This window comes from Roseovarius halophilus (ex Wu et al. 2025) (assembly GCF_047086965.1).
In genome coordinates this window covers 15,919-29,875 of the sequence record NZ_JBKOTX010000007.1, presented here as the reverse complement: position 1 = coordinate 29,875, position 13,957 = coordinate 15,919, and the positions used below count along the sequence as shown (strand labels likewise).

At 65.7% G+C, this 13,957-nt stretch carries 11 protein-coding genes; 3 read left to right on the top strand and 8 right to left on the bottom strand.

Annotated features, from left to right (window positions below; translation table 11 throughout):
• Nucleotides 1-14 precede the first annotated feature (14 nt).
• Nucleotides 15-512, bottom strand: a complete 498-nt coding sequence (locus ACH107_RS02450) for an FxsA family protein (RefSeq protein WP_412504507.1) — start codon at nt 510-512, stop codon at nt 15-17.
• 111 nt (nt 513-623) lie between these two features.
• Here ACH107_RS02450 and ACH107_RS02445 point away from each other — a divergent pair, with 111 nt between their 5' ends.
• The 3 genes from ACH107_RS02445 to ACH107_RS02435 are packed head-to-tail and all read left to right on the top strand — an operon-like array spanning nt 624 to nt 2,898.
• Entirely contained in the window at nt 624-1,283 is a 660-nt protein-coding gene (locus ACH107_RS02445) for a Tim44/TimA family putative adaptor protein (RefSeq protein WP_412504506.1), read from the top strand.
• Nucleotides 1,284-1,336: 53 nt separating this feature from the next.
• Nucleotides 1,337-2,308 (top strand): murein transglycosylase A, encoded by a 972-nt coding sequence (locus ACH107_RS02440; RefSeq protein WP_412504505.1) that lies wholly within the window; start codon nt 1,337-1,339, stop codon nt 2,306-2,308.
• Nucleotides 2,305-2,898: a Smr/MutS family protein gene (locus ACH107_RS02435; RefSeq protein ID WP_310690879.1), complete on the top strand. Its 594-nt coding sequence runs from the start codon at nt 2,305-2,307 to the stop codon at nt 2,896-2,898. The genes ACH107_RS02440 and ACH107_RS02435 overlap by 4 nt, the downstream gene beginning before the upstream one ends.
• Here the strand turns inward: ACH107_RS02435 and ACH107_RS02430 are convergent.
• The 7 genes from ACH107_RS02430 to addB all read right to left on the bottom strand — a co-directional run bounded on the left by ACH107_RS02430 (nt 2,881) and on the right by addB (nt 13,874).
• Nucleotides 2,881-4,101, bottom strand: coding sequence for an MFS transporter (locus ACH107_RS02430; RefSeq protein ID WP_310690878.1), 1,221 nt, complete (start codon nt 4,099-4,101; stop codon nt 2,881-2,883). The two genes, ACH107_RS02435 and ACH107_RS02430, sit on opposite strands and share 18 nt — an antisense overlap.
• Nucleotides 4,102-4,139: 38 nt before the next feature.
• Entirely contained in the window at nt 4,140-5,444 is a 1,305-nt protein-coding gene (hslU, locus tag ACH107_RS02425) for an ATP-dependent protease ATPase subunit HslU (RefSeq protein WP_412504504.1), read from the bottom strand.
• A 22-nt stretch (nt 5,445-5,466) separates the two neighbouring features.
• Nucleotides 5,467-6,522 carry a hypothetical protein gene (locus ACH107_RS02420; protein ID WP_412504503.1) on the bottom strand — a complete coding sequence of 352 codons (1,056 nt, stop codon included), beginning with the start codon at nt 6,520-6,522 and terminating at the stop codon, nt 5,467-5,469.
• Nucleotides 6,519-7,076, bottom strand: coding sequence for an ATP-dependent protease subunit HslV (hslV, locus tag ACH107_RS02415; protein WP_310690875.1), 558 nt, complete (start codon nt 7,074-7,076; stop codon nt 6,519-6,521). Before hslV ends, ACH107_RS02420 begins: the two co-directional genes overlap by 4 nt.
• A 114-nt stretch (nt 7,077-7,190) precedes the next feature.
• Nucleotides 7,191-7,511 (bottom strand): thioredoxin, encoded by a 321-nt coding sequence (gene trxA / locus ACH107_RS02410; RefSeq protein ID WP_412504502.1) that lies wholly within the window; start codon nt 7,509-7,511, stop codon nt 7,191-7,193.
• A gap of 61 nt (nt 7,512-7,572) precedes the next feature.
• Nucleotides 7,573-10,950, bottom strand: a complete 3,378-nt coding sequence (gene addA / locus ACH107_RS02405; protein ID WP_412504501.1) for a double-strand break repair helicase AddA — start codon at nt 10,948-10,950, stop codon at nt 7,573-7,575.
• Nucleotides 10,947-13,874: a double-strand break repair protein AddB gene (gene addB / locus ACH107_RS02400; RefSeq protein WP_412504500.1), complete on the bottom strand. Its 2,928-nt coding sequence runs from the start codon at nt 13,872-13,874 to the stop codon at nt 10,947-10,949. Before addB ends, addA begins: the two co-directional genes overlap by 4 nt.
• Nucleotides 13,875-13,957: the final 83 nt, after the last annotated feature.

The window sequence follows — 13,957 nt, the reverse complement described above, 5'->3', positions numbered from 1 at the left end:
CAATGGCCATGGTATCAGTGCCGGGTCCAGCCGGAGCCCTCCTCGCGTGGCGGTTGCTCGGGCGGGATGTCCTCGAACTCGGCATCGACCACCCTGTCGCAAGGCGGGCGGTGCGCGCCCGGGCCGCTGCCCGCCGCTCCGTCGGGGCCCATCTGGAACGCGCGTACATTCACCCGTTTTCGCGCCCAGGCAAACACGGCCTTGCGAACCCCCGGGATCAGCAACGCGAAGCCGAGCGCGTCGGTGAAGAACCCCGGCGTCAACAGCAAGGCCCCGGAAAACAGGATCATTGCCCCATGAGCCAGTGGTTCGGACGGATCGTCGAGATCGGCCATCGAGCGCCGCAGGCGGTTCATCTCCATGGTGCCCTGGCTGCGCACCATTGCTGCGCCGAGGACGGCCGTGACGACCACGATCAGGAGGGTCCAGCCGAGCCCGATCAGACCGCCCAGCTGGATGAAAAGCGCGATCTCGATCAGCGGTATCGCGATGAAGAGAAGAAAAAGAAGCATTCCGATCCTCGCGCTGGCAGTGATTGACAGGCCCTGAGGTGGACTTGACCCTGTCGCCACCTTACATAGGAGCGACAGGCCAAAGTTGCTACATCCGCAAGAGAGATATACATGAATTCGCCCATTCTACAGCTTCTGGTCCTTGCCGGGATCGCCATTTTCCTGATCCTCCGGCTTCGGAGCGTTCTGGGGACACGTGAGGGCTTCGAGAAGCCCCCCATGCCGCGCCAGACCGATAGCCAACGTGAAGGCCCGGAACTGGAAGTGATCGAGAGCGGGCCGGATCACGACATCATCGACAATGTCCCCGAGGACAGCGATGCCGCCAAGGCCCTCGCCAAGATGAAGCGGATCGACAACAGCTTCTCCGTCAACGAATTCTTGCAAGGCGCCCGTGGCGCCTACGAGATGATCCTGACGGCCTTCGAGAACAGCGACATGGACGACATCAAGCCCTTCCTGTCCGAAGATGTCTTCGAGGCCTTCGCGTCGGTCGTCGAGTCGCGTCGCGAACAGGGGCTGGATATCGACTTCACCTTCGTTGGCGTCTCGGAACTCAAGCTCAAGGACGCCGATTTCGACGAGATGACAAACGAGGCCGAACTGACGGTCCGCTTTCTGGGTGAGATGACCTCGGTCGTGCGGGACAGCGCGGACGACATCATCGAAGGGTCGCCCAGCGACATCAAGCGTCAGCGCGACGTCTGGACTTTCGCCCGCACGATGGGGTCGTCGGATCCCAACTGGATCCTTGTCGCAACGGGCGAATGACGCGGCGGCCCGAGCCGGCCCTGCCTGCCGGTGCCCCGTCCGGCGGTGCGGTCATGGTTGATCCCGGCTACGACCTGCTCGACTTCTCTGACCTCGCGGGCTGGCCCGAGGATGACCACCAAGCCGGTCTGGAGGCCTTCCTGCACACCTGCGCCGATATGGAATCCGAGGATTGGCGCACCCTCTGCGCCCAGGCCCGCGAGGGGCAGGAGGCCCGCGGTTTTTTCGAGACATTCTTTGCCCCTGTTCTCATCCAGGATGGCCGGGACATGCTGTTTACTGCCTACTACGAACCCGAGCTTCGCGGTGCGCGTCGTCAGGGCGGCCCCTATCAGTATCCTCTCTACCGGCAGTCTGACGGGATCGGCGATCCCTGGCTGACACGCCGCGAGATCGAGGAACGCGCGGTGCTGGCCGGGCAGGGGTTGGAAATTGCCTGGATCGACGACCCGGTCGATGTGTTCTTCCTCCAGGTGCAAGGCTCGGGTCGGATCAGGCTGGAAGACGGCTCGGTGATCCGGGTCGGCTATGCCGGGGCAAACGGTCACGCATATTCCTCGGTCGGCTCGGAACTGGTGCGTCGTGGCGTCTATGACCGACACCAGGTCTCGGCCGATGTCATACGCGCTTGGGTGCGGCGCAATCCGGAGGCCGGCCAAGAACTGCTCTGGACCAATGAGAGCTTTGTTTTCTTTCGCGAAATCAACGAAGTCCCTGCCGATCAGGGACCGATAGGCGCCATGGGGCGGCCGGTGACGCCCGGTCGGACGATTGCCGTTGATCCCGCATATGTTCCCCTTGGAAGCCCGGTCTGGATCGAGAAGGCGGGCGCGGACCCCATGAGCCGACTTATGGTCGCCCAGGATACCGGCTCTGCCATCAAGGGCGCGCAGCGGGCAGATATATTCATCGGCACCGGCGACGAGGCCGGGCGGCGTGCGGGCCAGATCCGCGATGGCGGCCGAATGATCGTCCTGATGCCGATACAGCGCGCATTGGCTCTCGTTCCCGAGACCGTGCAATGAGACGGCCGCGCCACCTCTCGCCCGAAGAACGGGACCTCTGGGATCGGGTGGCGCGCACGGCCCAACCGTTGGAGGATCGACCCCAGGCGCGTTTGTCCGGCAAACCAAAAGCCAAAGGCGATGCGAAACCGGAACAAGAGCAGGCTGCGCCCCTTCCGGCATTCCGCGTCGGTGAAAAACTCGATCATTCCGGCGATCATGACCTGCTGCCCTCGCTGAGCGACCAGCTGGGCCAGGCGCCCCTTGCCATGGATCGCAAGACTCACGGCAAGCTCAAACGCGGCAAGCTCAGGCCGGAAGCACGGCTTGACCTGCACGGGATGACGCTGTCGCAGGCGCATCCCGAACTGATGTCCTTCATTCTGTCCTCGCAAGCCGCCGGGCGGCGGCTGGTTCTCGTGATTACTGGCAAGGGCAAGCCACGTGATACGGGCGATCCAATCCCCACCCGGCTGGGCGTCTTGCGCCACCAGGTGCCACAATGGCTGCGGATGCCGCCGCTCGGTTCGGTCGTCCTGCAGGTGAGTGAGGCGCATGCCCGACACGGCGGGCACGGCGCCTTTTACGTCTACCTACGGCGTCGCGGCTGAGGCCCGCAGGCTGACGATCCCGACCCCCGCGGCGATGCAGGTCAGCACGAAATAACCCGCGATCCAGAGCATTTGCGCCTCGATCCCGACCCCGGCGGTGATCAGGCTGCCGGTCAGTCCCGGTCCGATGGCCGAGCCAAGCACCATTATTGCCGCGCCCATGGCCTTGATCGCGCCGATGTTGCGCGTGCCATAGAATTCGGCCCAGAAGGCCGAGGTCAGCGGATTGTTCGCTCCCGCGCCAAGCGCCATGAGGACAAGCCCCACAGCTGCGCCCCAGGGTGTCTGCGCCATGGCGAAGGCGACGAAGCCCAGCGCCATGGGAAACTGGTAGAGAGGCATCAATCGCCGGGTACCGACCTTGTCGATGATGAAACCGGTTCCGAAGGCCGCCGCGACGCTGAACATCGTATAAAGCGGGAACAGCGTCACAAGCTCCAGGTGAGTCCAGCCCTTGGTTTCGGCATAGTGGACCTGTTGAAAGAAAAAGGCGGTGTTGAAGGCAGGTGGGCCGAGAAGCGCGGGGATCATGAACCAGAACAGGCGATGCCGCAGCACTTCGGGCCGGCGCCAGTGACGCCCCTCAAGCCCGAGAGATTGCGAGCTGGCGGCATCGTCCTGCGGCGTGCGCTCCAACCGCAGAAGACGCTGCAGGATCGGCAGCAGGATCAGCGCGAAGACGGCACAGCCGACCCAGATCAATCGCCAGTCGAACCAGACAAGAAGTGCCACGATCAGGATCGGAAGCACGGCCTCGGCCACCGAAAACCCCAGGCTCGCGACCGACAGCGCCTTGCCGCGGCTGGCCAAGAACCACCGGGCCATGGCGACCTGTCCCATGTGGCTCATCATGCCCTGTCCGACGAAGCGCAGGAAAAAGATCGACGGAACGAGGGCCCACCAGACCGGTGCAGCCGCCATGAACAGGCAGGCCGCGGCCGTGCCCAGCAGGATCAAGGCCCCCAGCGCGCGGATGCGGAAGACATCCGTCAGCGCCCCGGACCAGACCATGACGAGCGCGCTGGCCAGCGTGCCGATGGCGTAGATCTGCCCCCAGAGCGCATGGCTCAGCCCGAAGTCCGCCCGGATTTCCCCGGCGAACAGCGATATGAAGAAGGTCTGCCCGAAGGCGGAACCGAAAGTGAGCAAGAACCCGGCCGACAGGAAGGCCGCGTTGTCACGTATGAAGGAGAACAGGCGCATGTGCCCCTGATGCGCCCATTTGCGCCGAATTGAAAGGTTCAGAGCACGTAGCGGCTCAGGTCGGAGGACCGGCTGAGCTCGCCCAGGTGATCCTCCACGAAAGTGGCATCCACGACGACCTCTTCGCCGGCCTTGTCCGGCGCAGTGAAGGACAGCTCCTCGAAGACCCGTTCCATCACCGTATAGAGACGCCGCGCGCCGATGTTCTCGACGCTCTTGTTCACTTCGGCGGCGATTCTGGCCAGCGCGGCGATGCCGTCCTCGGTGAAGGTCACGGTCACCTGCTCTGTGCCCATGAGCGCGGTGTACTGCCGGGTCAGGGCGTTGTCCGTCTCTGTCAGGATGCGGATGAAATCGCCCTCGGTCAGCGCGCGCAGTTCCACGCGGATCGGCAGCCGCCCCTGAAGTTCCGGCAGCAGGTCCGATGGCTTGGCGATGTGGAAGGCGCCCGATGCGATGAACAGGATATGGTCGGTCTTGACCGGCCCGTGCTTGGTGTTGACGGTCGTGCCTTCGATCAGCGGCAGCAGATCGCGTTGCACCCCCTCGCGACTGACATCCGCACCGCGAGCGTCGGCGTTGCGGCAGACCTTGTCGATCTCGTCCAGAAAGACGATGCCGTTCTGCTCGACGCTCTCGACAGCCTGTTTCGTGACCAGTTCGTCGTCCAGAAGCTTGTCGGCCTCGTCATTGATCAGCAGGTCATAGCTGTTTGCGACGGTGACGCGCTTCTTGACCGTCCGCCCCCCGAACGCCTTGCCGAAGATGGCACCCAGGTCCATGCCCGGGGCCATGCCGGGCTGGCCGGGCATCTCCATTCCGCCAAGCGGGTTGGAATTGTCCTGTAGCTCCAGCTCGATCACCGTGTCGTCCAACTCGCCGGTCTTGAGCTTGCGGCGGAACATTTCTCGGGTGGCCTCGCGGGAGTCGTCCCCGGCGATGGCATTGATGACCCGGTCCTCGGCGGCTTGGTGCGCCTTGGATTTCACGTCTTCGCGCATGTACTCCCGGGTCTGGACGATGGCGGCATCCAACAGATCCCGGATGATCTGTTCCACATCACGCCCGACATAGCCGACCTCGGTAAACTTGGTGGCCTCCACCTTGAGGAAGGGCGCGCGCGCCAGTTTCGCAAGGCGGCGGCTGATCTCGGTCTTGCCGACGCCGGTGGGCCCGATCATCAGGATATTCTTGGGATAGACCTCGTCGCGCAGGTCGTCGCCCAGTTGCTTGCGCCGCCAGCGGTTGCGCAGGGCCACGGAGACCGCGCGCTTGGCGTCCTTCTGGCCGATGATGAAACGGTCAAGTTCCGAGACGATCTCGCGGGGGGTCAGGTCGGTCATGGGTGTCCTTTAAGCGTCGGGATCAGGTTGAGGGCGGCAGCCGGTCAAGTGGCAGGAAGGGCATCAGTCGCAGCAGTCGTGCGCGGATCGCCTCCCAGAAGGCACCCAGCAACAGAAGAACAGCGCCCAGGGCGACGGTGGTCGTGGCGGTGCTGTCCTCGCCCAGAACGGTGAACGACAGCGTCACAACATAGCCGATCGCTGCAATCAGGAAAGATCGCCGGTCGATCACAATGGCCACCAGCGCGAAGAATGCCAGCACGATCAGCAGCAACAGGGTCGATCCCTCTTGTTCCAGAAGGCTGAGGGCGAGGGTATTGACCAGCGCAGGCGCGGCCACGAGATGCAACCAGAACCCGTTGGCCGACCGGCGGGTCACACGATGCGGGTCGCTCATGTCGAACCACATGGCGGCAATGAACACCAGCAACCCCAGAACAAGCGTGATCCAGGCGAAGGGCCCGCCGGCCGAGAGAAGGAAAAGGTCCTCGACACTGTCCGGCGACCCGGCAGAGGTCGCCGCCAGCAGCATCGCCACCACGAAAAGCCCCACCGCGATCATGGCCATGGCGAAGGGCACCCGGAACCGCAGCCAGAAGACCGCAAGCGCCAACGTGGTCAACACGAAGGGCCAGGGCAGGCTCGAAAAGTCCTGTTGCGCGACCATGAAGGGCTGCGCGAACCCGGCAACAAACCCGGCGGCCGCATTGCCTGCAAACAGGACCGACAAGGCGATGGCCGGCGCGACCATGCGACGACGGCGAATGAAGTATTCCGACAGCAGCCAGAGCACCGCCGCACCCACAACAGCCATGGTGATCACCTGGGTGCGATAGTTCACGATCTCGGTGGCCATGGTGACGGCGTTCATGCCGATCCAGCCCGCGGCCAGGATCAGCAGGCCGATCACGATGAAGATCTCGTTGAAGCCCTTGAACAGCTCGAAGGGCTCGTCGCCCGGTGACAGCCCCTCGCGCGCGCCACGGCGGCTGTCGGCCAGTGCGGCCAGCGCGGCGGCCTGCCGTTCGGTCACGATTCCGGCCGCAACACCCGCGCGAAGGTCGTCGCGCTCGATCATCCGTCGGCCGTTTCCACGGTCAGGTTGCCATTCGTGTAGACACAGATATCCGCGGCGATGGCCATGGCCCGGCGGGCGATGTCCTCGGCCCCCATGTCGCTGTCCATCAGGGCGCGCCCGGCGGCCAGCGCGTAGTTGCCGCCCGATCCGATGGCGGTGACGTCATGTTCGGGTTCCAGCACGTCGCCCGCGCCGGTGATCACGTAAAGATCCTTGCCGTCGCTGACGATCAGGAAGGCCTCGAGTTTCTGCAGGTATTTGTCGGTGCGCCAGTCCTTGGCCAGCTCCACGGCCGCGCGCTGCAGCTGCCCGGGGGTCGACTCCAGTTTCTTTTCCAGCCGCTCGAGCAGGGTAAAGGCATCGGCGGTGGACCCGGCAAAGCCGCAGATCACCTCGTGTCCGCCGGGGCTGATCCGGCGCACCTTGCGCGCGGTGCCCTTGATCACGGTCTGGCCAAGCGTGACCTGCCCGTCGCCCGCGATCACCACCTTTCCGCCCTTGCGCACCGCCACGATCGTCGTGCCGTGCCAGCCGGGAAAATCCTGTTCCGCCATTTTGCGTCCTTTCAATCGTCGCCCCGATATGGCCCCCGGGGCTGCGGGACTCAAGCCCGCAACGAAAAAGGGCGCCCCGCGGGGCGCCCTTCGCCAATCCTGCGTGGCGTCGGATCAGATGCTGTCTTCGATCCAGCTTTGAAGGGCGGCCTTGGGGGCCGCGCCGGCCTTGTTCGAGACGACTTCGCCATCCTTGAAGATGAACAGGGCGGGAATGCCGCGCACGCCCATCTGGCCGGGCGACATCGGGTTCTGGTCCACGTCGACCTTGGCGACCTTGATCTTGCCGGCCATCTCCTCGGACAGCTCCTCCAGCGCGGGGCCGATCTGTTTGCAGGGGCCGCACCATTCCGCCCAGAAGTCCACCACGACGGGGACATCGGACTGACGGACTTCGGCATCGAATGTATCGTCGGTGACAGCAACGGTAGCCATTGGGATCTCCTGGGCTTGAGAATATTTCGGAATTGGAACGTATGGACGCCGGCGCGGGCCGTCAAGATGTGCCCACCTCGGCGAGGGCGCGTGTCAGCATCTCGTCGGGCAATGTCATCAGGGTGCCGGTCCGGGTCCACAGCAACGCGGTGCGCACCGGCCTGTCCTTGTAGACCTGCACCAGTGCATCACGATAGGCGGCCATCTGCCGGCGCAGGCCCACGGGCACCTGCTCGGCCCGGTCGGGGACGATCCGGTTCGATTTCAGATCGACCGCCAGCACCTCGGTTTCCGTGACCAGCATCCGGTCGATCGCGCCGTGAATGCGGCGCTCGTCAAGCGCGGGCAGCGTCGCGGTGATGTCCACCTCTGCCAGGCCGGTGTCAAAGATCGCGGCGAGCCCGGGATCGTCGAGCAGCGCCAGAACGTCGTCGACAAGGTGTGCGGCCTCGGGGACAAGGCCCCGGTCGGGGTGACGTGCCACAAGGGCCTGGGCGAACTGCGCGCGGTCGGACCGGTCCACACCGGGGAGCACCTCGGACAATGTATGGATGATGCGGCCGCGGGCCTTTGCGGCCTCGCTGTCGTCCTCGTCGATTTCTCCGGGCAGGGCCTTGGTGCCGCCAAGCTCCGAGGGGGCGACGGTCCGCTCGGCCGGATCTGGCGCTGGCACGGTCCCTTCCGGCATGACCAGTGCGGCAGGGTCATGGTCTTCGGACTTTTGCGTCCGTAGCGGCGCAGTGGTCCAGTCGCCGACTTCGAAGCGGCGGATCGGCCCGGCGGCCGGGCTGTCCATGTCCACCGCACCAAGATGACCCAGCCCGTCGCGCACCATGTGATACCAGTTTTCGCCACTGTCGGTGATCCGGCCCGCTCCGGCCACGATCAGCCAGCTTTCCGCCCGTGTCAGAGCCACATAGAGCAATCGCCGGAACTCCCGCGTTTCCGCCGCGACGGCCTCGGCGCGCATCTCGGCAACCTCTGGCGGATCGGCCTCCTTGCGCGGTTTCCAGACGGGCACGGCGCCGGTGGTCAGGATTTCCTGCTTGGGGCCGGGCGTGCGGTCAGTGGTATCGGGAAGGATCACGATCGGGGCCTCCAGCCCCTTGGCACCATGCACCGTCATGACCCTGATCCGGTCCCCCGCAGCATCCATCTGCCGCTTGATCTGGATATCCTCGGCATCGAACCAGGCGAGAAAACCGGTCAGGCTGGGCACGTCAGACCGCTCGAAAGCCAATGATTGCGCCAGAAGCGCATCAATCCCGTCTTCGGCCTGGTGCCCCAGCCGCGCGATCATCTGCCGGCGCCCGTCATGGCGCAGCAGGATGCGGTTGATCAGATCGTAGGGGCGCAGGAACTCGGCCTTGTCGCGCAGATCGTGCAGCACCGACAGCGTATCGGGGAAATCCGCCTCGCGCCCCCGGAGCGCTTCCCACAGGGATTGGCCCGGCGGGCGGCCCTGCGCGAGGGCATAGAGATCCTCCTCGCCCCAGCCGAAGATCGGCGATTTGAGGGCTTCGGCCAGCGACAGATCATCCTCGGGCAGGGCCAGGAACCGCAGGCAGGACAGGATATCGCGCACGCCCAGGTCATCACCCAGGTGCAGACGATCGGCCCCGGCAATCTCCAGCCCCGCGGCCTTGCAGGCGGCGATGATCTCGGTGAAGAGGCTGCTGCGTCGCCGCACGAGAATCAGAACATCCCCTGCGGTGATGGGCCGTCGAACCCAGGTGCCGGTCTCGCGCACCGTCAGCGTCTCTTCGCGGATCATGCGCCTGATCTCGGCGGCGATCCGTCGGGCCAGTTCGATCTCGTGATGGCTTTCGGCGGGGTGGTCGGCCGGGTCGTCCCAGTCCGGCTGCGGCTGTTCGACCTTCTCAAGCGCCGGCCATAGATCGACGCGCCCCGGCTGGTCGGTATGAAAGGGCAGGTGCGTCAGGCCAGTGTCGACGCCATCGGCGTTTTCACCCGTGAAAACCTGGTCCACCAGAGACAGGATCGCCGCCGAAGACCGGAAGGAATACAGCAGCTCGCGCGGCCGCAGCTCCTTGCCGACATTGGCCAGTCCGGTGCTGAATTCGTCTCTTTTCGTGCCGAAATGGTCCGGATCGGCCCCCTGGAAGGAATAGATAGACTGCTTGCGGTCGCCCACCACAAAGACCGTGCGGTCGCGGTCGGCTCGGGCGCCCTCGCCGCTGGTGAATTCCTGGGTCAGCAGGTCGATGACCTCCCACTGCGCGGGCGAGGTGTCCTGCGCCTCGTCCACCAGGATATGATCGATCCCGCCATCCAGCCGGAACAGCACCCATTGCGCCACCGCCGGATCGGTCAGCAATGCGCGGGTCTTGTGGATCAGATCGTCGAAGTCCAGAAGCCCGCGGCGCTGCTTTTCGGCGGTGTAGCGCGCCCCAAAGGCAATGGCGAAGCGGTGCAGCACCATTGTCCTGTCCCGCACATCGCAGCGCAGCCGCGTCGCGCGCATATCCTCGGTGCGTGCCATGAGGTCATTGAGCGCCGCGCACAGCCCGGGATGCGCCTCGCGCGTGCCCTTGTTCGGGAAAGCGTCGATCTTGGCGGTGTGCGCCTTGGCGCCCGACCCGAAAAGGAACACGCTCTCCAGGATCTCCAGGTCGTCCGCATCGAAGGAATCGCCGGGGCTGATCCCTGCCAGGCGGGCGGCGGCCTTGGCCTCGGTTGCGCCACCCGGTGTCAGGATATCGACCCAGCGGGTCAAAAGCGCCTTGTCATCCGCGGTGAAGGTCCGGGCGACCAGGTCGGACACCGTCAGGTCGGCGGCAACGCCGAGCGCCGCACTTGTCGTCTCGGCGTCCGGTTTGGCCGGAAATCTCCCGATCTGCCCGGTGATCTCCTTCAGCAGCTTCGCGATCTCCGCACCGGTGAACTGCCGCGCGAGCGCGTCGACCAGCGGCTTGTCGCGATCTTCGGCCATGGCTTCGAGGATGTCGTTGCGCAGCAGGTCGGTCTCGTGGTCCTCCATTTCGCGGAACTGGGGGCTGACCCCGGCCTCCACCGGAAAGCGGCGCAGGATGCCCGCGCAGAACGAATGGATCGTCTGGATCTTCAGCCCGCCCGGTGTCTCGATGGCCGCGGCAAACAGCCTGCGCGCGCGGGCCAGAAACGCGGTGTCGGTTGCATCGGTGATACCAAGCTCTGCGAGGGCCTCCCGCAACCTCGCTTCGGGCATCATTGCCCAGGCGCCCAGCCTGCGGAACAGGCGGTTCTGCATCTCGGACGCCGCCGCCTTGGTGTAGGTCAGGCACAGGATGTTCTGCGGATCGGTGCCAACCAGCAACAACCGTGCCACGCGGTCGGTCAGCACGCGGGTCTTTCCCGACCCCGCATTGGCGGCAAGCCAGGTCGAGGCATGGGGATCGGCGGCGTCCACCTGCGCGCGGGTTGCGTCATCCATGGTCATGGCCGGTCCTCTGGATTGACATCCTGTGTCTCGTCCCATTCGCCGTAGCGTGCCAGGTGGTCGTAGGTGCCGCTATCCGCGGCCGTCATGTTCGACCGCCGCGCGGTATAGCCCAGGTCGTCCTGCGCCCAGCGGTACATCAGTGTCGTGAAACGGTGCCAGAAGTCGCCCTCTTCCGCGTCCATCCGGGCGGCAACGGATTTCACGTCGCCGGACAGTTGCAGATATTCTGCCCCGGCCACGGGGGCCTGGCCCACCGCGTCGAACCCGCCGCGTTCGACCATAGCGGCCTCGAGGATCAACTGCTTGTCATAAAGCGCCTGCGCTTTCTTCTGCGGGGCGGTGCCCGACTTGTAGTCATAAAGCCAGACGGCGCCATCCTCGGTCACGTCGAGGCGGTCGGCCTTGGCCGTCAGGGTGAAATCGACAAGGTCGAGCGTCACTGAGCCGGCTTTTTCCAGCGGCCCCGGTGCGGCGCGGGCCTGTCTTGTGACCTCGCCTGCAAGAAAGGCGCCCGCAAAACGATCGACCCGTGCCAGCCAGAGGCGCTGGACCGAGGGCCAGGGGCAGTCGCGGGTCAGAACCTCTTCGGCTACTTCAAGAAGCCGATCCCGTGCCGCGGGGGTTGCCGGATCCGGGCACAGCGGCAGGAAGGCTTCGAGTATGTCATGGATGATATTGCCACGCAGCGCCGCATCGGGAGACTGGACCAGCGGATCGAGCGGCTTGAGGCCCAGAACGTGCCGCGCGTAGATGGCATAGGGGTCGCGGATCAGGGTCTTGATCTGCGTGACGGACAGCTTTCGAGGACGGGCCGCCGCCGGGGGGCGCGGCGAGGGGCGTGGCGCCGGCGCGATCTCGCCGGGCGGTGTTTCCAGCCCGACAGCGGCGCGCAAGAGCACATCACCGCGGGCGCGCATTTCGGCGACGGCCTCGGGCCCGCCGGTTTCGGTCAGCCCGCCAAGAAGGTTCAACAGTCGGTTGACCCAGCGGCTTGCCACGGTTTCGGCCTCGGTGTCGCGCACGGCGCGGCTGATCACGACGTCGGGTGCGGTGACGGCGATCTGAAAATCATGGGCCGAAAGCCCGATCCGGCGCTCGGGCAGAAGCAGCCCGGCCTGGCGTCGCATGGTGCGGTTGAGCCAAGGGTCGGGCGCCGGGGGCGCAGGCCAGGTGCCCTCGTTCAGCCCACCGAGGATGACCACATCGGCGCTCTGGACCCTGGCTTCGAGCGTGCCCCAGATCAGAACATCCGGGTGGGTTGCCTCGTGGTCACGAACCTCACCGCCCGCCAGATATTGGTGGATCAGGGTCTCGTAGTCCGCCGCCGTCATCTCTCCGGCGACGGGCGCGTGCTCGGCCAGGTCTGTCATCATCCGCAGGGCTTCACGGCCGGCGGCCTTTTCCCAAAGTGCGCCGGCCTCGGTGTCATCCGGCCCTGCGGCCAGCCTTTCGGACAGCGCGCGATGCCGGGCGATCCAGTCGACGAGCGGGCGGTTTTCATCAGGCCTGTGCGCTGGCAGCTGCCCGGCCAGCCAGCCGGCCCAGCGCTGCCGCCCCGGATCGGACGCGTCTCCACGATCCGCCCAGGCCAGCAGGTCCTCGCCAGTCGGAAAGGCCGGACCGTTGCGCCGCAGGTGCAGTTCCAGAGCCGTCGTGCAAAGCCCGTGCTGACCCCGTGCGCCGGAATGGCAAAGCGGATGCTTGAGCAGCGTCAGCAGGGCTTCGGGCGTCAATCGGCGCGCCAGAAGCCCCGCCGTGTGGCGCAGGAACCGGCCCGGAGGCGTGAGGTGCAGCGGCGTGCCCGCACTGTCGTCGGGCAGGATCTCCCAGCGTTCCATGGCCGATGTGACCTGCCGCGCCAGGAGCCGGTCAGGGGTGACGAGCGCGACCGTCCGGCCCTCGGCCACCGCCATACGCATCCTGAGGGCTATGGCGCCCGCCTCGGCCCTTGGGCTTGGCGCTTCCAGCAGGGTGAGCCCGCCCGTTGCCGTGGCCAGGTCGGGCAGGGCGGGGCCGTCGCTGATCCACTGGTCTGTCACCGGCGCTGGGCGCAGGGCCAGTGAGACCAGCTCGGACCGGCCGTTTTCAGGTGTATCGGTCTCGATCCAGAGCGGAATATCCTGCGGGTGCATCTCCAGCATCTGGCAAAGCGCCTTGAAGCGGAACTGCGGGTGATCCTCGCCCCCGGTCTCGGCGGTCATCCGGTCCCAGGCGATAGCGGGCATGTGCTGATCGACCCCGGGCAGGACAACGTGGCCGTCGGGTAGGCTGCAAACCGCCCGGATCAGCTGGGCGGTTGTCCCGCGTGATCCCGTCGATCCTGCCACGATGACCGGATGGTCAGGCGGGCTGTGCTGCCAGCGCTGGGCCAGCCATTCGACAACCATGCGTTGGCGGGCCTCGGGGTCGGGGTCGGGGTGGCTGTGCTCGAAATAGTGCTGGACCAGCGTGATGAAGCGCAGGGCGCGTTTCCAGTGGCCGGACTCGTCCTCGACATCCAGTTCCGTTATGCGCGCGGGGTCGATGCCTTCCCCGTGCATCTCTGAGAAGAGCGCACCGAGGCTTTCAGCCAGGGCGAAGCGGCTTTCGCGCGGGGCCAGCGTCGGGTCCTGCTGTAACAGCTTGCCCACCAGGTTGGACAGGTCAAGCTGGCGGCGTAGTGGCGAGATCGGCAAGGGCAGGTCCTGAACCGCCGGGTCCTTCCCGAGGTCCGTAATCAGGCGCAGCCGCGGCAGAAGACGCGCCGGACCCTGATCGAACAGGTCGCGCAGGCGCCTTTGGGTGCGCCGCGTGTTCACCAGGATTTCGATACGGGCAAAGTCCTCGGGCGGCAGGTGGCCGAACCGCCGGTCCAGACCTTCCAGGAACCTGCGACCAAAATCGCAGCCTGGCGGGACGGCAAAGAGCCTGGGGTCAGTCATGCTGTGGGTCTCCGTATCGCTTGGGCGCGTTACCGCGACGACCTGATTCGTCCAGACCCTCGCGCGAAAGCGGACAATCCGGT